This is a genomic window from Pseudomonas sp. B6(2017), assembly GCF_002112765.1.
In the GTDB taxonomy this organism is placed as follows: domain Bacteria; phylum Pseudomonadota; class Gammaproteobacteria; order Pseudomonadales; family Pseudomonadaceae; genus Aquipseudomonas; species Aquipseudomonas piscis.
On the sequence record NZ_NEIQ01000006.1, the window covers coordinates 322,006 to 347,017 of the forward strand.

24 protein-coding genes are annotated in these 25,012 nt (G+C 65.7%); 9 read left to right on the forward strand and 15 right to left on the reverse strand.

The window, feature by feature from the left end; translation table 11 throughout:
• Positions 1 to 3: 3 nt before the first annotated feature.
• Positions 4 to 1,200, reverse strand: a complete 1,197-nt coding sequence (locus tag CAG11_RS12765) for an MFS transporter (protein ID WP_085596615.1) — start codon at positions 1,198 to 1,200, stop codon at positions 4 to 6.
• A 245-nt stretch (positions 1,201 to 1,445) separates the two neighbouring features.
• On the opposite strand from CAG11_RS12765, the gene CAG11_RS12770 reads away from it, so the two are divergent.
• The 4 genes from CAG11_RS12770 to CAG11_RS12785 all read left to right on the forward strand — a co-directional run bounded on the left by CAG11_RS12770 (position 1,446) and on the right by CAG11_RS12785 (position 6,345).
• Positions 1,446 to 2,336: a LysR family transcriptional regulator gene (locus CAG11_RS12770; protein WP_085596616.1), complete on the forward strand. Its 891-nt coding sequence runs from the start codon at positions 1,446 to 1,448 to the stop codon at positions 2,334 to 2,336.
• 62 nt (positions 2,337 to 2,398) lie between these two features.
• Positions 2,399 to 2,926, forward strand: a complete 528-nt coding sequence (locus CAG11_RS12775; protein ID WP_085596617.1) for an AAA family ATPase — start codon at positions 2,399 to 2,401, stop codon at positions 2,924 to 2,926.
• A gap of 110 nt (positions 2,927 to 3,036) precedes the next feature.
• Entirely contained in the window at positions 3,037 to 5,241 is a 2,205-nt protein-coding gene (locus tag CAG11_RS12780) for an OsmC domain/YcaO domain-containing protein (protein ID WP_085596618.1), read from the forward strand.
• 381 nt (positions 5,242 to 5,622) lie between these two features.
• A complete protein-coding gene (locus CAG11_RS12785; protein WP_022643722.1) occupies positions 5,623 to 6,345 on the forward strand; it encodes a FadR/GntR family transcriptional regulator in 723 nt (240 codons plus the stop codon).
• A 48-nt stretch (positions 6,346 to 6,393) separates the two neighbouring features.
• Here the strand turns inward: CAG11_RS12785 and CAG11_RS12790 are convergent, their stop codons facing one another.
• From CAG11_RS12790 to CAG11_RS12820, 7 genes are read right to left on the reverse strand one after another with little or no spacing between them, the layout of a single operon-like run.
• The gene (locus tag CAG11_RS12790; RefSeq protein WP_085596620.1) at positions 6,394 to 7,218 is read right to left on the reverse strand and encodes a transporter substrate-binding domain-containing protein; all 825 of its coding nucleotides are present in this window, start codon (positions 7,216 to 7,218) and stop codon (positions 6,394 to 6,396) included.
• Positions 7,219 to 7,278: 60 nt separating this feature from the next.
• Entirely contained in the window at positions 7,279 to 8,286 is a 1,008-nt protein-coding gene (gene lhpH, locus CAG11_RS12795; RefSeq protein ID WP_085596621.1) for a trans-3-hydroxy-L-proline dehydratase, read from the reverse strand.
• A gap of 25 nt (positions 8,287 to 8,311) precedes the next feature.
• Positions 8,312 to 9,265: a bifunctional Delta(1)-pyrroline-2-carboxylate/Delta(1)-piperideine-2-carboxylate reductase gene (lhpI, locus tag CAG11_RS12800; protein ID WP_085596622.1), complete on the reverse strand. Its 954-nt coding sequence runs from the start codon at positions 9,263 to 9,265 to the stop codon at positions 8,312 to 8,314.
• A gap of 23 nt (positions 9,266 to 9,288) precedes the next feature.
• Positions 9,289 to 10,017, reverse strand: a complete 729-nt coding sequence (locus tag CAG11_RS12805) for an amino acid ABC transporter ATP-binding protein (RefSeq protein WP_031321487.1) — start codon at positions 10,015 to 10,017, stop codon at positions 9,289 to 9,291.
• A 41-nt stretch (positions 10,018 to 10,058) separates the two neighbouring features.
• A complete protein-coding gene (locus tag CAG11_RS12810) occupies positions 10,059 to 10,793 on the reverse strand; it encodes an amino acid ABC transporter permease (protein ID WP_085596623.1) in 735 nt (244 codons plus the stop codon).
• Between the two features lie 2 nt (positions 10,794 to 10,795).
• The gene (locus CAG11_RS12815) at positions 10,796 to 11,470 is read right to left on the reverse strand and encodes an amino acid ABC transporter permease (protein WP_085596624.1); all 675 of its coding nucleotides are present in this window, start codon (positions 11,468 to 11,470) and stop codon (positions 10,796 to 10,798) included.
• On the reverse strand, positions 11,458 to 11,655 hold the full coding sequence (locus tag CAG11_RS12820; protein WP_085596625.1) for a hypothetical protein: 198 nt from the start codon (positions 11,653 to 11,655) through the stop codon (positions 11,458 to 11,460). The genes CAG11_RS12815 and CAG11_RS12820 overlap by 13 nt, the downstream gene beginning before the upstream one ends.
• 442 nt (positions 11,656 to 12,097) lie before the next feature.
• Here CAG11_RS12820 and CAG11_RS12825 point away from each other — a divergent pair, with 442 nt between their 5' ends.
• Together CAG11_RS12825 and CAG11_RS12830 are read left to right on the forward strand one after the other, a co-directional pair.
• Positions 12,098 to 12,793 (forward strand): tRNA (adenine(22)-N(1))-methyltransferase TrmK, encoded by a 696-nt coding sequence (locus tag CAG11_RS12825; protein ID WP_085596626.1) that lies wholly within the window; start codon positions 12,098 to 12,100, stop codon positions 12,791 to 12,793.
• Between the two features lie 183 nt (positions 12,794 to 12,976).
• On the forward strand, positions 12,977 to 13,504 hold the full coding sequence (locus tag CAG11_RS12830) for a glyoxalase superfamily protein (RefSeq protein ID WP_085596627.1): 528 nt from the start codon (positions 12,977 to 12,979) through the stop codon (positions 13,502 to 13,504).
• A gap of 84 nt (positions 13,505 to 13,588) precedes the next feature.
• On the opposite strand, the gene CAG11_RS12835 is transcribed toward CAG11_RS12830, so the two are convergent.
• The 7 genes from CAG11_RS12835 to CAG11_RS12865 all read right to left on the reverse strand — a co-directional run bounded on the left by CAG11_RS12835 (position 13,589) and on the right by CAG11_RS12865 (position 23,134).
• Positions 13,589 to 15,817 (reverse strand): TonB-dependent receptor, encoded by a 2,229-nt coding sequence (locus CAG11_RS12835; protein ID WP_371857892.1) that lies wholly within the window; start codon positions 15,815 to 15,817, stop codon positions 13,589 to 13,591.
• Between the two features lie 128 nt (positions 15,818 to 15,945).
• Positions 15,946 to 16,947, reverse strand: coding sequence for a siderophore ABC transporter substrate-binding protein (locus CAG11_RS12840; RefSeq protein WP_085596629.1), 1,002 nt, complete (start codon positions 16,945 to 16,947; stop codon positions 15,946 to 15,948).
• A complete protein-coding gene (locus CAG11_RS12845) occupies positions 16,944 to 17,720 on the reverse strand; it encodes an ABC transporter ATP-binding protein (RefSeq protein WP_085596630.1) in 777 nt (258 codons plus the stop codon). The genes CAG11_RS12840 and CAG11_RS12845 overlap by 4 nt, the downstream gene beginning before the upstream one ends.
• On the reverse strand, positions 17,717 to 18,661 hold the full coding sequence (locus CAG11_RS12850; RefSeq protein WP_085596631.1) for an iron chelate uptake ABC transporter family permease subunit: 945 nt from the start codon (positions 18,659 to 18,661) through the stop codon (positions 17,717 to 17,719). Before CAG11_RS12850 ends, CAG11_RS12845 begins: the two co-directional genes overlap by 4 nt.
• Entirely contained in the window at positions 18,658 to 19,599 is a 942-nt protein-coding gene (locus tag CAG11_RS12855; RefSeq protein ID WP_085596632.1) for an ABC transporter permease, read from the reverse strand. The genes CAG11_RS12850 and CAG11_RS12855 overlap by 4 nt, the downstream gene beginning before the upstream one ends.
• Entirely contained in the window at positions 19,599 to 21,350 is a 1,752-nt protein-coding gene (locus tag CAG11_RS12860) for an ABC transporter ATP-binding protein (protein ID WP_085596633.1), read from the reverse strand. Before CAG11_RS12860 ends, CAG11_RS12855 begins: the two co-directional genes overlap by 1 nt.
• A complete protein-coding gene (locus CAG11_RS12865) occupies positions 21,344 to 23,134 on the reverse strand; it encodes an ABC transporter ATP-binding protein (RefSeq protein WP_085596634.1) in 1,791 nt (596 codons plus the stop codon). Before CAG11_RS12865 ends, CAG11_RS12860 begins: the two co-directional genes overlap by 7 nt.
• Positions 23,135 to 23,330: 196 nt before the next feature.
• On the opposite strand from CAG11_RS12865, the gene CAG11_RS12870 reads away from it, so the two are divergent.
• The 3 genes from CAG11_RS12870 to CAG11_RS12880 all read left to right on the forward strand — a co-directional run bounded on the left by CAG11_RS12870 (position 23,331) and on the right by CAG11_RS12880 (position 24,986).
• Entirely contained in the window at positions 23,331 to 23,954 is a 624-nt protein-coding gene (locus tag CAG11_RS12870) for a TetR/AcrR family transcriptional regulator (RefSeq protein ID WP_085596635.1), read from the forward strand.
• Between the two features lie 48 nt (positions 23,955 to 24,002).
• Positions 24,003 to 24,416: a hypothetical protein gene (locus CAG11_RS12875; RefSeq protein ID WP_085596636.1), complete on the forward strand. Its 414-nt coding sequence runs from the start codon at positions 24,003 to 24,005 to the stop codon at positions 24,414 to 24,416.
• Positions 24,417 to 24,491: 75 nt separating this feature from the next.
• Positions 24,492 to 24,986 (forward strand): OsmC family protein, encoded by a 495-nt coding sequence (locus CAG11_RS12880; RefSeq protein WP_085596637.1) that lies wholly within the window; start codon positions 24,492 to 24,494, stop codon positions 24,984 to 24,986.
• The last annotated feature ends 26 nt before the right edge of the window (positions 24,987 to 25,012 follow it).

The window sequence follows — 25,012 nt, forward strand, 5'->3', positions numbered from 1 at the left end:
CCTTCAGCACTGCGAACGGCTGGTACGGGCTACGGTGCGTCCCGGCGCGACGGCCACCAGCCACCCCAGCAGCACCAGCCCGGCTGATGCCAGTCCCGCCCCGGCCAGGCCCATGTGGGCAATGCCCAGCGAACCCAGGGTAACGCCCCCCAGCCACGCTACCAGGGCGATTCCCAGGTTGAAACCGGCGATATTGAGCCCGGCCGCCACTGCATGGGCATGGGGTGCATGCCGCTCGGCGATGCCGATCAACCGAGCCTGCAAGGCCGGCACCGCGGCGTAGGTGAACAGCCCCAGCAAGGCCACGCAGAGCGCCATGCCCAGGGCCGAATGCGCCAGCCCCCAGAATCCCAGCCCGCACCCGGCGATGCCGGCGAGCACCATGAAGCTGGCCCGGTCGACACCCAGGCGATCGGCCAGCCGTCCTCCCAACAGGTTGCCGACTGCGGCGAGCACGCCATAACCGAGCATGAACAGGCCAACCGTGGCGATGCTGACCTGGGTCACCCCGGTCAACAGCGGCGCGATGTAGGTATAGGCGCTGAACGAGCCGGCATACCCCAGCACGGTGACCAGGGCCGCCACCAGCAAGGCTGGATGCAGCAATGCCCGAAGTGCCTGGACCACGGATTCGCCAGCGGCCTCCCCTGGGGTCCTGGCCGGCTCGACCATGCCCAGCAGCCCGAGGAAACCCAATGCACCGAACCCGGCAATCGCCCCCAGCACCGGCCGCCAGGACCACAGGCCGCCGAGGTAGGTACTGATGGGCACGCCAATGGCCATGGCCAGGGTGAACCCCGAGAACACCACCGCCACCGCACGCCCGGCCCGCTTCGGTCCGGCCAGGCGCGCGGCGGTGCTGGAAGCCACGGCCAGGAACAGGCCGTGGCCCATGCCCGCGACGAACCGCGCCGCCAACAGCGCCCACAGGCTGCTGGCGAGGGCGGCGCCCAGGCTCCCGGCGCAGAACACCAGCACGGTGCCGAGCATCACCCGCTTGCGCGGCCAGCTTGCGGTCAGGGCCGTGAGGATCGGTGCGGCGCAGGTCGCGCCCAGGGCATACAGGGTGACCGTGCCACCGGCCTGCTCGAGCTTGAGGCCCAGGTCTTGGGCGATGACGTCGGTGAGGCCGATGGGCACGAATTCGGCAAGCCCCAGGGCAAAGGCGCTGAGGCTGAAGATATAGACGATGAAGGGCATGGACACGCGCTCCGAAGAGTTGGAAAACCGGCCTGGGGCCAGGGGTGCGCGCAATCGTAGAAAGGCCCTGTCATTTCGAAAAATCAACCTTTTGGCAGTCAGGTCAAAATATTTTTATACCTCAAGCAGACTGGTCACTATGCTGGCCAGCCCTTGGCCGGCCAGCCAACGCGCCGCCGGACGCTTGTCCACCAATCAACCGGGAACACTTCGCGAGGGCGCCCACCCGGGCGCGATACCGCTTCATGAGCCATCTGGACCACCTGCGTACCTTCATCGAGGCCTATCGCCTGCAATCCTTCTCCCGTGCCGCCCAGGCGCTGGGCATGACCCAGCCTGGCGCATCGCTGCACATCCAGGCGCTGGAAGCCTTCGTCGGCAAGCCACTCTTCGTGCGGCGCTCGCGGGGCGTGACCGCGACCGAGGCCGCCGACGAGCTGGCCCGCGCCATCGGGCCAATGCTCGACGGGCTGGAAATGCGCATGGCCTCCTACCGCCAGAGCGATGAACTGAGCGGTACCGTGCACATCGCCGGGCCTTCGGACTTCATCCACGGCAAGCTGGCCTCGGGGCTCGCGCCCCTGCTGGAGCAGGGTTTGCAAATCCGCCTGCACACCGGCAACCGCGAGCGCATCTACAGCCTGCTGGACAGCTCGACCGCGGACCTGGCGATCACCGCCTCGCTGCCGGACGAACATGCCCACGGTTTCGCCCGGCTGCTGACCGAACGATTCCTCCTGGTGCTGGCCCCGGAGCTGGCCCGGAAACTGGGCAAGCGACCATCGGCCGAGGCACTGGCCGCAGTGCCGCTGATTGCCTTCGACGAAGACCTGCCGCTGATCCGCCCGGTATGGACCGCGCTGTTCCAGTTCGCCCCGACCTTGCAGGCCGCACTGACCATCGCCGACCTGCGCATCATCCAGGACCTGGTGGTCCAGGGCCAAGGCTGGAGCGTGCTGCCCGACTACCAATGCCGCGAGGCCCTGGAAGCCGGTCGCCTGGTATCGCTGACGTCCCTGGCGCAGGCTCCCACCAACGAGCTGTACCTGGTCTGGAACAAGACTGCGATGCGCAGTCCGCGCCTGATCCACGTACGCGACTTCCTCCTCGGGATGTTTGCCAACAGCGTGCACTAACCCCCTGCCCGGCCCCGGGAGCCGATGCTAGACTGCGCGGCTTTTTTCCCTGGGGCCAGGTTATGCAACGCATCGTGATACTGGGCAACGCCGGGAGCGGCAAATCCACCCTGGCCCGGGAGCTGGGGCGCCATCTCGCAGTGCCGGTGGTGCACCTGGACCGGCTGTTCTGGGAGCCCGGCTGGGTCGAGGCCGATACCGAGGTGTTCCGCAGCCGGGTCCGCGAGGCCGTCGCCACGGATGCCTGGATCTGCGAAGGCAATTACTCGCGGCGCACCTTCGACCTGCGCCTGCCCCGCGCCGAGCTGGTGATCTGGCTCGACACCCCGCGCACCACCTGCCTGCGCCGGGTATTCATGCGCAGCCTGCGCAACCGCCCACGCGCCGACCTGCCGGCAGGTTGCCACGAGCAACTGAACCTGGAGTTCCTCAAGTTCCTGGGTTTCGTGTGGCACTTCGACCAGCACAATCGCCCGGGCATCGAACAGGTCCGCCAGGCCGTGGCGCCCCAGGTGCCGGTGGTTCATCTGCGAGGCATGCGGGACATCGACAACTGGCTCGAGACGCTGCCACCCCGCCTGCCGGACTGAGCGCGACAGCCTGGACCGGTCGGCGGCCATGGCGCAAAAGCGCAAGACTTCCGGGTGAAAAACCGGATAATGGCGGCCTTTTCGTCTTGCTCGTTATTCTGGTAGCCCCCATGGAAATCAAGGTCAACTTTCTCGACAACCTCCGACTTGAAGCCAAGTTCGATGACTTCACGGTGGTGGCCGACCAGCCGATCCGCTACAAGGGCGACGGTTCGGCACCGGGTCCGTTCGACTATTTCCTGGCTTCCTCGGCGCTGTGCGCCGCCTACTTCGTGAAGCTGTACTGCCAGACCCGCGACATCCCCACCGACAACATCCGCCTGTCGCAGAACAACATCGTCGATCCGGAAAACCGCTACAACCAGATCTTCAAGATCCAGGTCGAGCTGCCCGCGGACATCTCCGAGAAGGATCGCCAGGGCATCCTGCGCTCCATCGATCGCTGCACGGTGAAGAAGGTGGTGCAGACCGGCCCCGAGTTCGTGATCGAGGAAGTGGAGAACCTGGACGCCGATGCCCAGGCCCTGCTGATGCCGAGCCTGGACGCCGGCACCAGCACCCGCATCCCCGGCAAGGACCTGCCGCTGGAGCAGACCATCGCCAACATGTCGGCGATCCTCGCGGACCTGGGGATGAAGATCGAGATTGCTTCCTGGCGCAACATCGTGCCCAACGTCTGGTCGCTGCATATCCGCGACGCGCAGTCGCCGATGTGCTTCACCAACGGCAAGGGCTCGACCAAGGAAAGCGCCCTGGCCTCGGCCCTGGGCGAATTCATCGAGCGCCTGAACTGCAACTTCTTCTACAACGACCAGTTCTGGGGCCAGGAGATCGCCAACGCCGAGTTCGTCCATTACCCCGACGAGCGCTGGTTCCAGCCAGGGCGCAAGGATGCCCTGCCCAAGGAAATCCTCGACGAGTACTGCCTCGGGATCTACAACCCCGACGGCGAGCTGCGCGGCTCGCACCTGTACGACACCAACTCCGGCAACATCGAGCGCGGCATCTGCTCGCTGCCCTTCGTGCGCCAGTCGGATGGCGAAGTGGTGTACTTCCCCTCCAACCTGATCGAGAACCTGTACCTCTCCAACGGCATGAGCGCCGGCAACACCCTGGCCGAGGCCCAGGTGCAGTGCCTGTCGGAAATCTTCGAACGGGCGGTCAAGCGCGAGATCCTCGAAGGCGAGCTCGCCCTGCCGGACGTGCCCCAGGAAGTGCTGGCCAAGTACCCGGGCATCCTGGCGGGTATCCAGGGCCTGGAGGAGCAAGGCTTCCCGGTGCTGGTCAAGGACGCTTCCCTGGGCGGTGAATTCCCGGTGATGTGCGTGACCCTGATGAACCCGCGCACCGGTGGCGTGTTCGCCTCCTTCGGCGCGCACCCGAGCTTCGAAGTGGCGCTGGAACGCAGCCTCACCGAACTGCTCCAGGGCCGCAGCTTCGAGGGCCTGAACGACCTGCCGCAGCCGACCTTCGAGAGCCAGGCGCTGATGGAGCCGAACAACTTCGTCGAGCACTTCATCGATTCCAGCGGCGTGGTCTCATGGCGCTTCTTCAGCGCCAAGGCCGACTTCGAGTTCGTCGAGTGGGACTTCTCCAGCCAGGGCGCCGACTCCAACGCCGAGGAAGCCGCGACCCTGTTCGGCATCCTCGAAGGCCTGGGCAAGGAAAGCTACATGGCGGTGTACGAGCACCTGGGTGCCACCGCCTGCCGGATCCTGGTGCCGGACTACTCGGAAATCTACCCGGTGGACGACCTGATCTGGGACAACACCAACAAGGCGCTGTTCTTCCGCGAAGACATCCTCAACCTGCACAGCCTGGACGAAGAAGCCCTGCGCGACCTGGTGGAGCGCCTGGAGCAAAGCGAGCTGGACGACTACACCGACATCACCACCTTGATCGGCATCGAGTTCGACGACAACACCGCCTGGGGCCAGTTGACCATCCTCGAGCTGAAGCTGCTGATCCACGTGGCCCTGGGCCAGTTCGACCCGGCCAAGGAACTGGTGGAGATGTTCCTGCAGTACAACGACAACACCGTCGAGCGCGGCCTGTTCTACCAGGCCATGAACGCGGTGCTGGAAGTGGAACTGGACGACGAGCTGGAGCTGGCGGACTACGAAGCCAACTTGCGCCGCATGTTCGGCAACGAGCGGATGGACGCGGTGATCGGCTCGGTACAGGGCAGCGTGCGCTTCCATGGCCTGACGCCTACCAGCATGCAACTGGAGGGCCTGGACCGGCACCTGCGGTTGATCGACAGCTACAAGAAGCTGCACGCGGCACGGGCCAGAATGGCTGGCCTGGCCAGCTGAGGGCTTCGGCAGGAAAGCACCTTCGCAGGCTGTGGGAAAACTACTGCGTTTGGCAATACTGCGTTAAAAACAGGCTCAGAGCGCTCATTTACAGCCAGTAAACTCCGCTTCCTCGCCCGTTTTTGCCTTGTCTTGCCTTCACTCGCGACGTTTTCACACCGCCTGTTCGGGTGCTTTTTTGTTTCAGCCCCCGGATTGCGAATCTGCCCCATGTTCGCCACGGCTGAGCAACAATCTGATCAGGCAGCCACTGCCATCCGATAACAGCAACGGAAAATGCCGCCCCCCTGTTTCCCGTCTTCACGAGCTGTACCATGGGCTCCTGACATTCACGACCTGCCAAACCCAAGCCGACGGCTAGCGCCCCGAGAGACCGCCACCATGCAAGCAGACTTTCGCCCCAAGCAGATCTACGAGCAGGTTGCCGACCAGATCCGCGCCGGCATCCTGAGCGGCCAGTATGCCCACGGCTCGCGCCTGCCCTCCGAGCGTGACCTGGCACAGCGGCTGAAGGTGAGCCGGCCCGCCGTACGCGAAGCGATCGGTGCCTTGCAGAACGAAGGCATGGTGACCACCCGCCATGGCTCAGGCACCTACGTCGCCGATTGCCCGCTGCAGGTGAACGAAGCGGCACCGGACTATGCCGGGCTGCCGCCGGTGGACGCTGACTTCAGCCCCATCAGCACCCTCGAAGTACGCTTGCTGATCGAACCGGCGATAGCCCGCCTGGCCGCCCGCCGTGCCCAGCGCGACCCATTGGCCGAGCGCTACCTGGAACAGATGATCGATGTGAAGGACATCGGCGACCCGCTGCAACAAGCGCGCTGGAGCGAAGCCGACCGGCTGTTCCACCGCCAGCTCGCGATGATGACCGGCGATATCCTGATTGCCCGGATCGCCGAGGAAATCAACAAGACCATGGAGCAACCGTTGTGGAACCGCCTGCGGGACGACGGGATCTACGACCCCGAACGCATCCAGCTGTATGCGGCGGAACACCGCCTGATCTACGAGGCGATCATCAGCGGCGACGAAGATGCCGCCGCTTTCTACGTCGAAGGCCACCTCAAGCGGGTGCGCCGCGATATCAGCTCGCGGGAATGAACGAGGGGCCGGCATGGACGTGCCATGCCGGCCCCTCGCGCGCTGCGTTCAACGAATCGGCTGGACCTTGAAGGAGCGCTGCATCCGGTAGAGGGTCTGGGCTCCCAGCCACTTGTCGAAGATGGCCTGCATCGTCCCTTCGGCCTCCAGCTCGCGCAACGCCGAGTTCACCGCGACGAGCATGCCCGGCTCGTCTCGACGTATGCCCAGGCCCCAGACTTCCCGGCCGATGGCCGGTTGCAGGATGCTGTACTGCCCGGCCTTGTCACCCAGGCGGTTGAGCAACTTGTGCAGGACCTCCTGCGAAGTGCTGAAACCCGTGACCTTGCCCTGGAGCAATGCGGTGAAGGCGCTGGACACATCCTCGAAGCCGACCGCCGTCGCGCCCGGCAAGGCCTGCCTGATATAGGCCTCGCTGATGCTGCCCTTGACGTAGCTGATGCGCTTGCCATCCAGCTCGCCGAGGGCGGTGATGCCCCGACCGGCCCTGACCGCCAGCACGTTCTCGCTCACATAGTAGGCATCGGAAAATGCCACCTGCTCGGCGCGTAGCGGCGTATGGGCCAGCCCCGCGCCGAGCACATCCATGTGGCCCTGTTGCAACTCGGCGATACGGGCCTCGATGGATACCGGCTTGATCTCGACCTTCGCTCCCAGCTTGCCGGCCACCGCCTGGCAAACGTCCACGTCATAACCGACCACCGAGCGCGTCTTCACGTCCGTGTAGCCGAATGGCTCGAAGATATCCAGTACGCCGCAGACCAGCACTGCGCGAGCCTTGACCTCGTCCAGTTGCGCGGCCTGGACGCCAGCCGCCCCCAGCAACAGGCAAGTGGCAATGGCAGAACCCCACGATGAAAAACTGCGTTTCATATCTGTGTCCCCAGGAAGAATAGGCATGGCAATGATGTGCGCGCAGCAGCTAACGCCGCGCTAGCGGACCAGGAAACCGTGTCGCTGCGGGTCACGCTCATCGATGATCCAGTTGCAGAACCCACAGATGTAGGCCGTGCCCGAGACTTCCGGGATAACCGCCTTGAATTCCCCCACCCGGGTTTCTTCGATGACCCTGGCACTGAACACCGACCCTATTACCGACTCGTTGACCAGCACCTGGTCCCGGTCGATCTGCCCCCGCAGGTAAAGCTGGGCGATCCGGCCGCTGGTGCCCGAACCTGTGGGTGAGCGGTCCACCTCGCGGTCGGCGAAGATGCAGCAGTTGGCCTGGGTCGATCCGGGCAGGCGCGGCTCACCGTCGATGATGATGCCGTAGATGTGGTTGATCTCGGGAATCTCGGGATGCACCACCGGGAACGCGGCATTGGCCGCGCGCTTCACCTCGGCCCCGAACTTCTTCAACTCCTCCACCGCCGACTCGCGGATCGGCAGGCCATGGGGCGCACCGCTGGTATAGAAATAGAAGGCCCCACCGTAGGCGATATCGCCGGTGACCGGACCGTAGCTCGGGGTCTGGACCGTCACGTCGCGACGGTAGATGAACGACGGCACATTGATGAAGCGCACGCTACCGGCATGCTGGCCATCCCACTCGACGAAGGCTTCGATGAAACCGCAGGGAGCATCGATGCCGACCCGGGTGCGTGGCGACGTCCGCTCGACCCAGCCCAGCTCCACGGCGGCGGTAGCCAGGGCGATGGTGCCGTGGCCGCAGTGGTCGCTGTAGCCTTCGTTGTGCAGGAAGATGATGCCGAAGTCCGCCGTGGGCGAGACCGGCTCGGTGAGGTAGCCGCCATACATGTCGGCATGGCCGCGCGGCTCGAACATCAGGGCCTGGCGGATATCGTCCGCATGCTCCCGTAGCCAGGCACGACGCTCGATGATGGTCTTGCCGGGCAACCGGGGCAGGCCGCAGGTCACGATTCGAAACGGCTCGCCGCCGGCATGGACTTCCACGGTGTTGATGCTGCGGGTGATACGCATGGTCGATTCCCCTTGGACAATGGATTCAGGCGCGCTCGGCCATGAGGTTGGCGAGGGCTACACGGGCAGCCGCCAGGTCCCAGGCGGCGGTACCGACACTCTTGACCACCACCGGACGCCCAGGCTCGACGGCGCCATCCAGCGCACTGGCCAGGGACCTGACCTGGGACCAGTCCACCGCCGCACGCAGCAGGTCCCCGGCCTCGTGGCGAGCACCGGCCGGGTCGTCGGCATAGATCAGGCTGCCGTCGAGCAGAGTCTTGCCCAGCTCGGCCATTTCCGGCTTGAAGGCGCCGACCCCGACGACCAGGCACCCGGCCCGGGCCGGTTGGTTGTAAACCGGCTCGAGGCTGGTGGTCAGGGTGATGACTGCATCGACCTCCGGCATGTCGCCATCCAACGGCTGCAACTGGCCATGCCACTGGCGATTGGCTTCGCAGAACTGCTTGGCGGACGCGAGGTCCAGGCCTCGTACCCAGATCCTGGCCTGGGGATACAGCGCGTTGATGGCCTGGACATGAAACCGCGACTGGGCACCGGTGCCGAAGATCAGGATCCGCTGCACAGGCTGGGGCAGGAAGGTGCGCAGGGCCAGCAGGGTGACGGCGGCGGTGCGGCGCCCGGTCACTTCCGGGCCGTCCAGCAGGCACAGCAGCCTGCCGGTGGCGGCATCGCATACCGTGACATTGCCATGCAAGGTGGGCAGGTGGCGCCGGGCATTGGCCTGCTGCACGTTCACCAGCTTGTGGATCGCGATGTCCGGCGCGCTGGCCGGCATGCTGAGCAGCACCCCGCCCTCGCCCAGGGGCACCACCATGCGCTCGGGGCTCAAGATCGAACCGGCCGCCAGTTCCCGTACCGCCCGCCCGAGGGCCTCGACCAACTGCTCGAAGCCCAGCAAGGCGGCGGTCCTGGCCGGGTCGCAGACGATGATTCCCGGAGGGTTCGCCAGCATGACGGCAATGGATGGATCGTTCATTCTGTTGCTCCTCTGTGGATGACTCAGCGGCGACCTATGTCGCAAAGGAACTGCTGCGCCCGTGGATGCCTGGGCGTGTTGAAGAACTCGCCGGGAGGCGCCACCTCCAGCAGGCGGCCCTGGTCCATGAACCACACCACGTCGCTCACTTCCCGGGCGAAGTGCATCTCGTGGGTCACGCAGACCATGGTCATGCCCTCGGCCGCCAGGGCCTTCATCACCGCCAGTACCTCGCCGACCATTTCCGGGTCCAGGGCGCTGGTGGGCTCATCGAATAGCATCACCGGTGGCTGCATGGCCAATGCCCGGGCGATGGCCACGCGCTGTTGCTGGCCACCCGACAGCTGGTTCGGATAGGCCTCGGCCTTGTGCCCCAGGCCGACCTTGTCCAGCAGGCCCAGGGCCAGTTCGCGGGTCGGCGCCGCTGCCGCCTTGCGTACCCACAGTGGCCCGCAGGTGACGTTCTCCAGGACGGACAGGTGGGGAAACAGGTTGAACTGCTGGAACACGAAGCCGATGTGGCTGCGCATGGCATTCACATCCACCTGCCGGCCCTGGACGTCCTGGCCATTGACATGGATGGTCCCCGAGCCGATGGCCTCCAGGCGGTTCATGGTGCGGATCAAGGTGGACTTGCCCGAACCGGACGGCCCGCACAGCACCACCACCTGGCCCTTCTTCACCTGGGCGCTGATGTCCGTGAGCACCTGGTGCTCGCCGTACCACTTGTTCACCTTGTCCAGGGCGATGATGACGCTGGAAGCTGCCTGGGCAGCATTGTGGTTGTGCATGATCAATACCCCTGGGCCGGAGCCGGGCGTGGAGGGTGGGAAGTGGCGGGCATCCGCCCGTTGTTGCGGGCAAGGCGCGCCTCCAGCAGGCGGGCGGCCTGGGTCAGGGCGAAACAGATGGCGAAATAGGCCAACGACAGCACCAGGAACACGCTGAAGGGCTCGGTGAGCACCGTGCTGTTGACCTGGTTGGCGGCGTAGGTCAGCTCGTTGACGCCGATCACGTAGCCCAGCGAGGTGTCCTTGATGGTGGTGACGAACTGGCCAACCATGCTCGGCAGCATGTTCCCCAGGGCCTGGGGCAGGATCACCCTGCGGGTCCGGGTCCAGTAGCCCATGCCCAGTGCCGCGGCGGCCTCGCCCTGCCCCTTGGGTAGCGATTCGATGCCCGCCCTGACGATTTCCGCCAGGTACACCGCCTGGAACACCACCAGCGTCACCGCCATGGTGGTGAAGCCGGCAACCGGTCGCCCGAGGATGATCGGCACCACGAAATAGGCCCCGAAGATCAGCATCACCAACGGAATGCTGCGCAGCAGGTAGCCGACGCCCATGGCCGGATAGCGCAGTACCTTCGCGGGGCTGAGCTGGGCCAGGGCCAGCAGTACGCTCAACGGGAACGCCAGGCCGATGCCGATGATCGACAGCAGCAGCGTGGCGACGATGCCGCCCAGCGGGCCATTGGGGTAGGACCCCAGCAGGAACAGCAACCAGTACTCCTGGATGATCTCCAGCATGCTCAGCGCCCCCTGATCCGCAGGTGCCGGCCCAGCCAGCCACCGGCCAGCAACAGGCTCAGCGCCACCGCCACATAAAGGACGGTACTGAGCCCATAGGTGGCGAAGATGCGGAAGGTGCCGCTGGCCACCTCCTTGGTGACGTAGGTCAGCTCCATCACCCCGATGACCATGGCCAGGCTGGTGGTCTTCATCAGCATCACGGTGTTGCTCAGCAAAGGGGCGATCGCCACTCGCAGCGCCTGGGGCAGGATCACCCGACGCAGGGCGCCGGCCCGACCCAGGCCCAGGGCCTGCGCCGCTTCCTGCTGCCCCGCAGCGATGCTGCGCAGGCCGCTGCGGATGTCCTCGGCGAAGTAGGCGCCGTAGTACAGCCCGATGGCGATCAGCGCGAATACCAGCTCGCCGTGATGCTCGTTCAACCACTCCTGGAGCGCCTCGGGCAGCAGGCTGCTCACGCCGAAGTACCACAGGAACAGATGCACCAGGGGCGGGACGTTGCGCTGGTACTCGATGAACGCCATGACCCAGAGGCCGACGAAGCGCCCCCCGGCCAGGCGCAGCAACGTCACCAGCAGGCCGACGGCAAAGGCCAGCAGCCAGCTGCCCAGCGCCAGCATCAGGGTCACCAGCAGTCCCCTGGCCAGGACCTGCCCATATTCGTTCAGGAAGTCCATGCCAGGCTCCCGTTGCGTCCGCCGCCCGAGCCTGCTTTGGTGGGCCCGGCATCCGGCCAGCCATGCGAGCATGGCAGCCCCGCCCAACCCAGGCCGTGCCCTCGCGGATCGTCCCGTGGCGGCAGGTAGCGCCGCCGGAACACCGCCAGGGCCTTGAGGTATCGTTTTTTGTTGTTCTTGTTCATCGCTGCTCTCCTGCTTGCCCTGGCAACCCGATTGGTGGTTCCAGCGAATCCCTGGCGCTGGACCGGCAGATTCCCGGGTGGGTATGGGTCATGTCTGGACGACCCGACTGGTTAATAAACAACCATTAACTGGTCAATTTCCGATCCAGACTGTTGCATTCTCAAGCAAAGCCTCGGGAAAAAAGATCAGAAACTTCCTAAATCCCGTTAAGATTTGGTCAGTCAAATACCGTAGAAGCGGCATATGTTCCTGACTTCGTGATGAAAGCCCGGAACACAACTGGTCATAAAAATGACCAGGCAATCAGCTATGGCGGTGCCCGCTCCCGCCCATAGCCAGTGGGCCTGATCGCCTGCATTTGAAATACGCGGCGGCGCCCGACAGAATCGCCCCCCGATCCGGCCCGAGATGTGGCGGGCCCACGCAAGCAAGAGGTTGCAGTTGAACGAACAGACATTGTCCATGCGCCTGGAGCGCGTCGCGGCCCAAGTGCCGGCTGGGGCGCGCCTGGCCGATATCGGCTCGGACCACGGCTACCTGCCGCTGGCGTTGCTGAGCCGTGGCGCCATCGAGAGGGCAGTGGCTGGCGAGGTGGCGCTGACGCCCTTCCACTTCGCCCAGCGCAACGCCCGCGCCAGCGGTTTCGGCCAGCGCATCAGCGTGCGCCTGGCCAATGGCCTGGCGGCAATCGAGCCGGGGGACGGGATCACCGCCATCAGCTTCTGCGGCATGGGCGGCGAGACCATCCGCGACATCCTCGAGGCCGGCAAGGAGCGGCTCGATGGCCGCGAGCGCCTGGTCATGCAGCCCAACGGTGGCGAGCAGCCGCTGCGTCAATGGCTGATGGACAACGGCTACGCCATCCTTTTCGAAGAGGTGCTGCGCGAGAACCGCTTCGACTACGAGATCATCGTCGCCGAGCGCGGCGCCAGCCCAAGCTACAGCGCCGAGCAGCTGTACTTCGGCCCGCTGCAGATGCAGGAGCGCAGCCCGGCATTCCTGGCCAAGTGGCAGCGCAAATTGCGCCAGAAGCACAAGATCCTGGCCCACTTCGCCCGGGCGCAGCAGGCGGTGCCCGAGGAGAAACTCCAGGACACCCAGCGCAAGGCCCGCTGGATCAGCGAGCTGCTGGCCTGAGTCCGCAGCGCCGCTTTCACTGGTAAAACCCGCTGTGTATCATCGCCCCAGGTCGATGCTACCTGCCGCTCGCATCCGCAAGGAATGGTGAAAGCATCGCTGTCCCCCTACCCTGTCGTCACTCTTGACAGTCGAGGCCCGGCAACGCGAGCCCCCCCTGCACCTCGGCGAACAGGAGCAACGATGATCACTCTCGAACACGCCAAGCAAATGGCCAAGCGCCTGCGCACCGCGCTCGCTTCCCACGACCAGTCGATCAGCCACGCCACCGCGCTGGAAAGCGTGGCCCGGCAACTGGGCTACAAGGACTGGAACACCGCCGCCGCAGCCCTGCCCCAGGAACAACGCCAGGGGATCAGCTTCGACAAGGCCATCCCGATCCTCCGGATGTTCGACGAAGCCAAGGCTCGCGAGTTCTACCTCGATTTCCTGGGGTTCACCGTGGAGTTCGAACACCGCTTCGAAGCCGACCTGCCGCTGTACCTGGGCATCAGCCGCAATGGCCTGCAACTGCATCTGTCCGAGCACCATGGCGATGCCAGCCCCGGGGCGACGATCTTCGTGCCGATGCACAACGTCGAACAGCTGCGCGATGAACTGCAAGCCAAGCGCTACGGCTACGGCCGCCCCGATATCGTCGAACAAGACTGGGGCAAGACCCTGGAAGTCTACGATCCCTTCGGCAATCGCATCCGCTTCTGCCAGGGCTGATCCTGCGCCAACCATCCAGAGCGCAAGCGAGCCGCTCCACGGGCAGGCCCAGTGCCTGCCCGTGGCCGCTCATGGGCTAGGGCTTCAGAAATCCACCGAGGCGGACAGCTCGAAGGTGCGTGGTGCACCCAGGCCCAGGCTGGTGGTCAGCGGCATTCCCCAGTAGGCCTTGTTGGTGAGGTTGCTGACGTTGCCCCGCAGGGTCACCGGGCGGTTGGCGACCTGGGTGGCGTAGCGGGCGCCCACGTCGAACAGGGTGTAGCCGGGAATCGACTGCTGGTTGTCGGCGCTGATGTACTGCTTGGACAGCGCCGTGGCGTTGGCGGTCAGCGTCAGGCCCTGCAGCACCGGGGTATCCCATTCCACGCCGAGCTTGCCTTGCAGTTCGGGATAGCCAGTGGCGTTCTTGCCGTCGTTGCGGCCGCCCTCGGTCTTGGTCAGCTTGGGGTCGACATGGGCGACGCCGCCCATCAACCGCACGTCATCCAGCGGCGCCCCGAAGAAGCCCCACTCCACCCCGCGGTTACGTTGTTCGCCCCCCATGGAGTAGATGTTGGTGGCCGGATCGGTGTAGCTGCCCGGACGGGTGATCTCGTACAACGCCAGGGTATGGGTGAAGGAGCCCAGGTCGAGCTTCAGGCCGACTTCCTTCTGCTTGGTCTTGTAGGGCGCGAAGATCGCGCCGGCGTTGGCTGCGGTCAGCGGCGCCGTGCCGCCCTTGCTCAGGCCCTCGATGTAGTTGGCATACAGCGACAGGTCGTCGGTGGCCTTGAACAGCACCGCGGCCGCCGGGGTGGTGGCGCTTTCGTCATAGCGCGAGGTGCGCTTGCCGGTGCTGACGCTGAAGGTATCGCTGAGCACCTCCTGGCGGCGCACGCCCAGGGTCAGCTGCAGGCGATCATCCAGCACCGACAAGGTATCGGCCACGCCGTAGCTGCGCAGGCGGCTCTCGCTGTGCATGATCAGCGGCCAGCTGGTGGGCGCCTTGGGACCCCAGGTCGGGTGGTAGATATTGGTGGTCCAGTCGGCACCGGGCACCGAGCGACGCCCCCAATCCTTCTTCTTGTCCGAGTACTGGGTAGCGTTCAACGACCACTGGTGCTTGATCTCGCCCGTCTGGAACTGGCCCTTGAGGCCGGTTTGCGCCGAGACCTTGCGCACCTGGAACTTCAACTGGCCCATGCTGCTGCGCAGGTCGCCGGCATCGTTGATCACCGTGGCGATCATGGCGCCGTTGTAGGCGTAGTCGCTCTTGCTGCTGCCCACCGCGGCATAGGCGGTCAGTTGTTCACTGAGGTCGAACTCGCCACGCAGGATCGCGCCCTTGTCCTTGCTTTCAACCGTCGCCCAGTCGGGGTTGAGCAGCGAACCGGCCTTGGGCGGCCTGGGCACCGCAACCCCGGCAGCCAGGCCCATCCCACGGTTCTGGCCGGTGATGCGCTGGTCGGCGTCGTACAGGTCAAGGGATAACCGCGCACGCTCGCCCCGCCAGTCCAGGGCCAATGACGCCAGGTCGGCTTTCTGCTTCTGGTGGTCGGTGGCCGCATCGCCTTCGCGGTGGACGCCGTTGAAACGCACGCCGAACTGCTGGTCCTGGCCAAAGCGCCGGCCCATGTCCAGGTGCCCCCCGAGCTGCGAGTCGGACATGTAGCTGCCGGTCATGCGTGTCAGCGGTTCGTTGCCGGCACGCTTGGGCACCAGGTTGACCGTGCCGCCCACCGAGCCGCCTGGCGGCATGCCATTGAGCAACGCCGAGGGGCCCTTGAGCACTTCGATGCGCTCGTACATTTCGGGGGACACGCGATAGAACGGCGCCATGCCGAACATCCCGTCGACGGTCACGTCGCTGATGTCCGAGGCGAAGCCGCGAATCGAGTAGTTCTCGCTGAAGGTGCCGGTCAAGCCGTTGCTGAACACCGCCGGATCGGTGGCGGCGATCACATCGGTGATGCTCTTGGCCTGGCGGTCCTCGATGTACTTCTCGGTGTAGCTGATGGTGCTGAACGGGGTCTCCATGAAGTCCTTGTTGCCCAGCAAGCCGAGCTTGCCGCCAGAGGCCACCTGCTCCCCCGCGTAGGCCGGTGGCAGGCTGGAGACGGCTTCGCCCTGGATCGTGGTGGCGGGCAACGCCAGTGCCCGGTCCTGGGTCGCTTCGGCCGGCTCGCGAACCTCTGCGCCCGCCGGCGCCGCCAGCGTGGCCAGGACCCCCAGGGCCAGCCCTGCCAGCCCGCGGTGGACGCCCACGGCCAGGGGTTTGGCGACCAAAGCCTGGGAAAGATGTGCATTGCGATGGAAAGAATGACGGTGAGTCACGCTACAGCTCCGTTGAAGTGAGAAGGCAGTGTTTTTTTGATTAGTTGGCTTGATTCGAATGCAAGAGCTAAGGCTGTTGATAATCATTTGCTACCGAACAAATACCGCGAACAGCCTTAGGCTCGAAGTCAGGGCTGATAACCCTTGATGACGTCGTCGATCATCAGCTTCACCGAGGTCGGGCTGGCGGCGGTGACATACCAGGCCTGGGCATCGGCGAAGACCACACGGCCGTTCTTCCAGGCGTTGGTCTGGCGCAGCAGCGGGTTGTCCAGGCTCTGGGCATCCAGGGCCGGGCGCCCTTGCATCACGGCAGTGCGGTCCACCACGTAGAGGATGTCGGGGTTGGCCTGCTGGATGAATTCGCTGGAGATCGGCTGGCCATGCAGGCCGGTCTCGCCCTCGGGGCTGGCCGGTTTCACGCCTAGAGCATCGAAGATGAAGCCATAGCGCGAATGCGCGCCGAAGGAGCTGAAGGCGCCGTTGTTATGCAGCACGATCAAGGCGCGCTCAGGGCGACCTGCCGTGACCTGCCGGGCCTGCTGCACCTTGGCCTCCAGTTGCGCGGCCTGCTCCCGGGCCTGTTGCTGCTTGCCGAAGATCTCGCCGAGGCTCGCCAGGTGCTCCTTGATGACCTCGATATGCCGGCCCTGGCTGTCGCGGTAATCCACATCGAAATGCACCGTGGGCGCGATTGCGCTCAGCTCCTGGTAGTGGCTGGCCTGCAGCGAAGTGATCAGGATCAGGTCCGGCTTCACGGCGTAGATCCGCTCCAGATTGGGCTGGACGATCGCCCCCAGGTCCTCGACCTGGGCCGCCTGCTTGTACCGGGCCAGGAAGTGCGGGATGAAATCCTTGGGCATGCCGGCCACGGGAATGCCCAGTTGGTCGAGGAAATCCACTTCGTTCATGTCCAGGGCCACCGTGCGCTGGGGCAGTCGCTCCACCAGCGTGGTGCCCAGCTGGTGCCGGACCGTGACCGGGGTGTAGGCCGGGGCCTGGTTGGCAGCAGCCGGAGCCTGGCCCGTTGCGGGCGAGGTGGCGGTTTTATCCTGGCAGCCCTGCCCGGCCAGGATCGCGGCCACCAACAGGGCCAACGTCCCATACCTGCTTGCGTGATGTCGGGTCATTTCAGTTCTCTTGCGGGGTTGAAGTAGTTGCACAGGTAGCCGTGGGCGTCATGGCTGATGCTGAAATCCAGCCCGTAGAGCTCTCGCAGCCGCTCTTCGGTCAGCACCTGGGCGACGCTGCCGGCGGCGTGCACGGCGCCCTGTTTCATCGCCACGATGTGGTCCGAGTAGTTGGCGGCGAAGTTGATGTCGTGCACCACCAGCACCACCGTGCGCCCCTGTTCGTCGCACAGCCGGCGCAGGGCGCGCATGATCTGCACCGCATGCTTGATGTCGAGGTTGTTCAGCGGCTCGTCCAGCAGCAGGTAGTCGGTCTGCTGGGCGATGGTCATGGCCAGGAACGCCATCTGCCGCTGGCCACCGCTGAGCTCATCGAGGAAGGCCCCGCGCAGCTCCTGCAGCGAGAGGAAGGCAATGGCCTCGTCGATCGCCTGCTGGTCGGCCCGGGTCAGGGCGCCACGGCTGTAGGGAAAGCGCCCGAAGGCCACCAGTTCCTCGACCGTCAGGCGCAGGTTGAAGTCCGGCGCCTGGCGCAGGGTGGCCACCGTGCGGGCGTAGTCGCCGATGGCCATGCCACGGGTATCGCGGCCCGCCACCAGGATGCTGCCGCGAGTCGGTTCCAGCAGTCGCGCGATCATCATCAGCAGGGTCGACTTGCCCGCGCCGTTGGGACCGATCAGCGAGGTCAGGCGGCGGGCCGGGAACTGCACGTTGACCTCGTGCAGCACAGTCTTGGCGCCGTAGCTCTTGTGAAGGTCGTGGACAGTGATCATGCAGCTCCTCGGGTACGCAGCATCAGGGCCAGGAAGTAAGCGCCACACAACAGGTTGACCAGCAGGCCCACGGTGGTCTTGTAGTTGAACAGGTGCTCGACCAGCAGCTGGGCGAGCAGGAACAGGCCCACGGCGATGGCGCAGCCCAGGGGCAGCGTGACCCGGTGGCGGAAGGTCCCGGCCAGGGCATAGGCGATGTTCGCCACGAATACCCCCATGAAGGCCACGGGCCCCAGCAGGCTGGTGGACACCGCCACCAGGCCGGCAATCAGCGCCAGTTGCAGGCGCACGCAGCGTTGGTAGTCGACCCCCAGGGAGATCGCCTGGTCGCGCCCCAGCGCCAGCACATCGAGGGTCGCCAGGGTCTTGCGCCCTACCAGGCACAGCCCCGCCACCAGCAACCCGGCGTACAGCAACTGCTGGGGCTGCACCCGGTTGAACGAGGCCTGGCTGAACCCCAGCAGCATGGAGAACTCCCCAGGGCTGGCCTGGTACTGGACGAACTGGGTGAAGGTACCGATGACCATGGTCAGTACCAGCCCCACCAACAGCAGGAAGAACAGGTCGCGCCGGCCATCGCCGAACAGCCAGCGGTGCAGCGCCCAGGAGTAGGCCAGCATCAGCAGCACCGACAACCCGAAGTTGCCATGGGCGCCCAGCACCAGCAGGCCGGACATGCCCAGCACCGCCACCAGTACCGCCTGCAACAGCAGGTAGACCGCCTCGTAGCCCATGATCGCCGGGGTCAGGATGCGGTTGCAGGTCAAGGTCTGGAAGGCGATCGACGACCAGGCGACGCACACCCCGCCGATCACCATCGCCCCCAGCCGGACCAGGCGCCTGGGGATCACCTGGGCAAAATCCAGCCCCGAGCCGAGCAACAGGAACAGCAGCGCCAGGACGCATACCGCGAGCCACACCCCATAGTGCGAAGGCTTCATCGGCGCCCCCTTGCCAGCAGGATCAGGAACAGCACGCCGCCGAGGCATCCGGCCGTCAGGCCGATGGGCACTTCGTAGGGATAGATGACCAGGCGCCCCACCAGGTCGCAGACCAGCAGCAGCGATGCGCCGCCCAGGGCCACCAGCGGCAGGGTTCGGCCCAGTTGGTCACCGTGGCGCAGGGCGACCAGCTGCGGGATCACCAGGCCGACGAAGGGAATCGAGCCCACTGTGATTACCGTGGCCGATACGGTCACGGCCACCAGCAGCAACCCCAGGGCCACCGTCGCCGGATAATTCAGGCCCAGGCTCGCAGCCATGCCCTCGCCCATGCCGAGCACGGTGAAACGCTGGGCATACAGATAGGCCAGGACCACGATCGGCAAGATCAGGTAGATGATTTCGTAGTGGCCCTGGACCACCCGGGAGAAGTCCCCGAGCAACCAGCCCTGCATGCTTTGCAGCACGTTATGGCGATAGGCGTAGGACTCGGCGAGGGCGCTCAGCACGCCGCCGTACATCAGGCCGATCACCGGCACCAATGCTGCGCTGCGCAACGGCACGCGGCGGATGATCAGGACGAACGCCAGGCTCGCGGCGAAGCACACCCCCAGGGCGAACAGCATGCGTCCCAGGGTGCCGGCGCCCGGCAGCAGCACCAGCGACAGCAGGATGCCCAGCTTGGCCGCATCCAGGCCGCCGGTGGTGGCCGGCTCGACGAATTTGTTGCGCACGATGTGCTGCAGGATCACCCCGCACACCGCCAGCCCCACACCGCTGAGCACCAGCGCCATCAACCGTGGCAGGCGGCTGGCGGTGAGGGTCAGCCAGGCATCGCCGGCCCCGGACAACAACTGCTCCAGGGAGAACTGCCGGACGCCCACCAGCAACGAGGCGCCGCAGAGGATGACGAAGGCCCCCAGCCAGCTGGCACGCATCAGCGGGACGCTCCGATCCGCCAGCCCTGGGCGGCGCCACGCTGGTCGAGCAAACGCGCGTAGTACCCCGGCCTGGCACGCAGCTCATCCGGCGTTCCCTGCTCCACCACCCGGCCCTGGTCCAGCACTACGATCTGGTCGGCCATGGCCACCGTCGACAGCTGGTGGGCGATGACCACCAGCGTGCACTGGCCGCGCAACCTGGCCAGGGCCTGGGCGATGACCGCCTGGTTTTCGGCATCCAGGGCCGCGGTGGCTTCGTCCACCAGGAGGATCGGCGCCTGCTTGAGCAGCGCCCGGGCAATGGCGATGCGCTGGCGCTCGCCTCCCGACAAGCGCGCCCCGCCCTCGCCCACCTGGGTGTCGATACCCTGGGCCAGGCGCTCGATGATCTCCACCACGCCGGCCTGGCGCGCGGCCTCCATGACCTGGGCGGCGCTGGCCTCGGGGTCGCCCAGGCGGATGTTGTCGGCAATGCTGCCCTGGAACAGGTAGGAATCCTGGAAGATCTGGCTGATGTGGCCGGCCAGTTGCGCCTCGGACATCTGCCGCACATCCACGCCACCGACCCGTACGCTGCCCTGGTCGACCTCGAAGAACCGCGCGATCAGCCTGGCCAGGGTGGTCTTGCCCGAACCCGACGCGCCGATCAACGCGGTCATGCTGCCCGGCGCCAGGCGCAGGCTGACGTCCCGCAGGACCTCGGGCTGCCCGGGGCCATAGGCGAAGCTCACGCCTTGCAGTTCGACCGAGGCATCGTCCGGCGCCTGGGGCGACTGGGCCTGGGCCAGAGGCGGCACGGCGAGGATCTGGCTGGCTTCTTCGAGCTGGCCCAGGGCCCCGCGCAGGGTCTCGCCATAACTGGCCAGCTCCAGCAGCGGATCGACGAAGCGGCTGACCACTACCAGGGTCACCGCCAGGGCGATGGCCGGGCCGGTTTCCAGGCCCAGGCCCAACAGGCGTTCGAGCCACAGGCCGGCACTCACCAGCAAGGCGGCGAAGATGCCCTGGACCACCCAGGTGTTGAGCACCGAGGATAATGACGACAGGTAGATCAAGCGCCCGGCGGACTGGCGCTGCTGGTCGATGGCCTGGCGCAGCAAGCGCGTGCCGCCCTGCTCGCCGTTGAACGCACGCAGCACCGACTGGGCCTGGGCGAACTCCACCATGCGCTGGCTGGTCTTGGCGAAATGCGCATGGAAAGCGCTATCGGCGCGGCGCCCCAGGCGGGTCGAGAACGACACCGCGAGCGCCAGCAGCGGCAAGGCCAGGAGGGCTAGCAATCCGGTCGGCCAGTGCAGCACGCCCAGGGCGACGACCATCGCCAAGGGAGTCATCGCGGCACTGATCAGGGGCGTGAACACATGGGCCGGCAACTGCGCGATGGCCATCATGCCCTGGGTGATGACGTGTCCCAGCCGGGCGTTGTGCTCGGGCGTGAACCAGCCCACCGGCAGCCGGGCGATATGCTCGCCCATGCGCAAGCGCACGCCTTGCAGGACGGCGACGCCTACCGCGACCCCGGCGCGTTCCACCTGGCGCCGCCAGAGCCAGCACAGCAGCACGCCGGCCAGCAACAACGCCAGCCAGGCACTGGCGCCTCGGGTATCACCGGCCAGCAAGTGGCCGAGCAAGGGCACCAGGACGGTGATGGTCAGGCCGCTGAGCAAGCCATAGCCCACCGCCATCCAGGCATAGCGACGCAATACCGGGACATCCTCGCCCAGCAGTTGGATGAAGGTCTTCAGCATGGTTGTGCTACCTGTTCCTTGCGGTTGTCGCCATAGCCACCGAGCCTCCAGAGCCGTGCGTACAGCCCTCCTTGCTCGAGCAACTGGGAGTGCCGGCCCTGTTCACGGACCCGGCCGTTGTCGAGCACCACGATGCGCTCGGCGTGCATCACGGTATCCAGTCGATGGGCGATCACCAGCAGGGTACGGCCCTGGGAGAAACGCGCCAGTGCTTCCTGGATCGCCACCTGGCTTTGGGCATCCGCCGCGGCCGTGGCTTCGTCGAGCACCAGCAGCGGTGGGTCGAGCAGTACGGCGCGGGCGATGCTCAGGCGTTGCTGCTCGCCCCCGGAAAAGTGCGCGTCCTCGCCCACCACCGAGTCGTAGCCCCGAGGCAAGCGCAGGATCTGTTCGTGGATATTGGCCAGGCGCGCGGCGGCTTCGATCTCCTGGCGGCTGGCCAAGGGTTTGCCCAGGGCGATGTTCTCGCCGACGCTGGCGTGGATTAGGCGCACGTCCTGCAACACGAAGCCGATATGGCGGTAGAGGCTGGCGCTGTCGAGTTGGCGCAGGTCGACACCCCCCAGGGTGATGCGTCCGGCGCTGGGGTCGAAGAACCGCAGCAGCAGGCGCGCCAGGGTCGACTTGCCGGCCCCGGAAGGCCCGACGATGGCGGTGGTGGTGCCAGGTTCGAGCACCAGGTCGATATCCGCCAGCACCGGATGCTCGGGGTCGTAGCCATAGCTCACCCGCTCCAGGCGCAGTTCATTGCCCTGGGGCTGTTGCCCGGTACCGGGGGCCGGCTGTTCCAGCACCGGGGTCTGCAGCAAGGCCTGCACCCGCTGGGCCGCGCCGGTGGCACTGCCCAGGTCGTGGAGGATGTAGTGCAACAACAATACCGGCGCGCACAGTCCCGGGGTCACCAGGGCGAAGGGCAGCACGTCCAGTGGCGTGGCCCAGCCCTGGCTCACGAACAAGGCGCCGCAAGCCAGCACCATCCCCAGTACCGAGACCGGGGCGACCAGCGCGTTGGCGTTGGCCATGGCCGCCACCAGCGGCTGGGTGAAGGCGACGAAGGTGTGGGCGAAGGCGTCGATCGCCTCGCGGTAGCGCCCATGGGCCTGGCCGCTGCTGCCGAAGGCCTTGATCACCGGGATGCCGTTGACGAACTCGACCACCGCATTGTCGATGCGCCCAAGGCCAGTGACGATCTCCTGCATGTTGGCGCCGCTGGACTTCATGGCCCGGCCCAGGAACACGAAGAACCCGGGGAACGGCAGCAGCGAGAGCAGCGCCAGGCGCCAGTCCATGGCGAACAGGTAGATCACCCCGATCAGCAGCGCGCCAGCGGCACGGCCCAGGGTGGTGAAGAAGTGCGCCGTCAGGTTGTGCAACGTGCCGATGTCGTCCTGCATCGCCCGCTTGACCTCCCCCGAGGCGCGCTCGGTGAACCAGCCCAGCGGCACCAGGGCCAGGCGCTGGACGATCGCCAGGCGCAATTGATGGGTGATGCGGTTGTCGGCCAGGTGCGCCTGCAACTCGCCGGCGCAGAGCAGCGCCATGCCGCAGAACAGGCTCGCCACGCCCACCAGCAGCAGCCAGCCAATATCGCCGGCCACATGGGTGGCATCGCCCAGGGCCAGCCTGGCGATGCGTTCGATAACGGCCAAGGGAACCAGGGTCAGCATCGATCCACTGGCGGACAGGGCCGCCGCCGTAATCAGCCGACCGCGCACGGGAGTCAAGACCTGGCTGATCGGACCCTGGGCCTTGGAGTGGGCCGAGATCGCGTCATGGGTGCTCATAGATGAAGTTTTCCAGACATTCGAAGACCGGCCTGACCCACCCGCCCCTGGTAAACGGAGCCGGAAACCCTGGCCGGGAGTAGCTCATGGATAGATCTGAGAATCAGAATCATATTTAGTTGCATGACTATAAACTAATTTGCCAAATCCAGACAAGACAGCTAAAAGTCATGCCTCATCGAGCCAGGACCTCTCCATGGAACCGCCACAGAAAACCCCGGCGCGCGGGCGCCCGCGCACCATCACCCGGGAACGGATCGCCGATGCCGGCATCGGCATCGGCTTGTCGAACATCACTTTCGTCGGCGTCGCCGCCGCCCTGGGCGTCAGCCACATGGCGCTGTACAAGCACATCGCGGGACTCGATGCGCTCAAGAGCCTCATCGCCGAGGAGCTGTTCCAGCGCTGGCAGATCCCCCGGGTCAACGCCGAACAGCGCACCAGCCTCAAGGACTACCTGATCCTGTTCGCCACCTCGGCCCGGGAGTTCGTCAAGGCGCATCCGGGGCTGACGCCCTACATGATCCGCCGGCTGGCGGCGACCCAGCCGATGCTGGACAAGATCATCGAGCACCAGCTGCATATCGCCCAGGCCTACGACATCGCGCCGCAGCAGGCCCGCTGGTTGCTGGCCACGGTGGCGTTCCACTGCTTCGCCGTGGCCGATACGGTCTATGCAGTGTCAGGCCAAGAGCCGGAACTGGAGGCTGATCGCCTGGCGGAAGTGGCGGAGATGGAGGCCGAACTGATCCAGGGCATGCATGCACTGATCGTCGGCGCCCTGGCCCTGCTCGAGGAAGGCCTGATTCCAGGTTCCTGAGCCAACTACCCGGCCCCCCCAGCGGCCTACCGGAACAAGGACCGGAACATGCTGTTTCACGATTTCGTGCTAGGACACATCGAGGTGCAAGTACAGGGCCGCGCCCACGACCTGCACAACTTCTACCGGGCCGAGCATATCCGGTACGACGTCACGAGCCGCACCCTGGCCCTGCACTTTCGCCGGTGGCCAGAACCCTGGGTGCCCGCCGAGGAACCCGAGGCGATCGACCTGCTCTTCAGCGGCGTGAGCTACTTCTCGGCCGATGGCCGTGATTGCGCCTGGGGCCCGGAGGACGATCGTTGCCTGCACGCCATCGGCGTGGTACCGCAGGATGCCGCCACCGGTGAGTTCTACCTCAGCGACGACTTCCCCACCGATCACCACCTGGTGATCGAGTTCCAGTCGGGGCTGATCCTGCGCCTGCAGGCCGAAGAGGCGCGGTGCAGCTTGCGATCCTGACGATCCGGGTTGCACGACACTCCTGTACCCGCTACAAATCCAGCCATCGAACCTGCAAACACAAAGGAGCTGTGCATGTCCGAACAACTGAAATCACTGTTTCTCTCGAGCCAGGATTTTTTCAGGGCGAACCCGGGAAAGGCCACGGCGACTTTCTCGGTGACCAGCAGCGGCGATGGTGCGCTGCATCGCCAGGTGAAAATCCGCGAGTTCATCCTGGATATCGATGAACCGCAAAACCTGGGGGGAACGAACCAGGGGCCCAACCCCGTGGAGATGGCCCTCGCCTCCCTGGCGACCTGCCAGGAAATCAGTTATCACCTCCATGCGGCCGCCCTCGGGATACCGCTCAAGGAAGTCAGCGTCACCCTTGAAGGAACACTCGATCTGAGGGGGTTCTTCGCGGTCGATGATGAAACCCGCCCCGGCTTCACCGGCATACGCGGGACGGTCAAGTTCGATAGCACGGCCAGTAAAGAGGAGCTCATGGCCCTCAAGGAAAGCGTTGACCACTCTTGCCCGGTCATGGACCTGTTCCGGAACCGGACGCCCGTTGAAATCGCCTTCTAGCCTCCGCGCCGAGTGAGCTGCTCCGG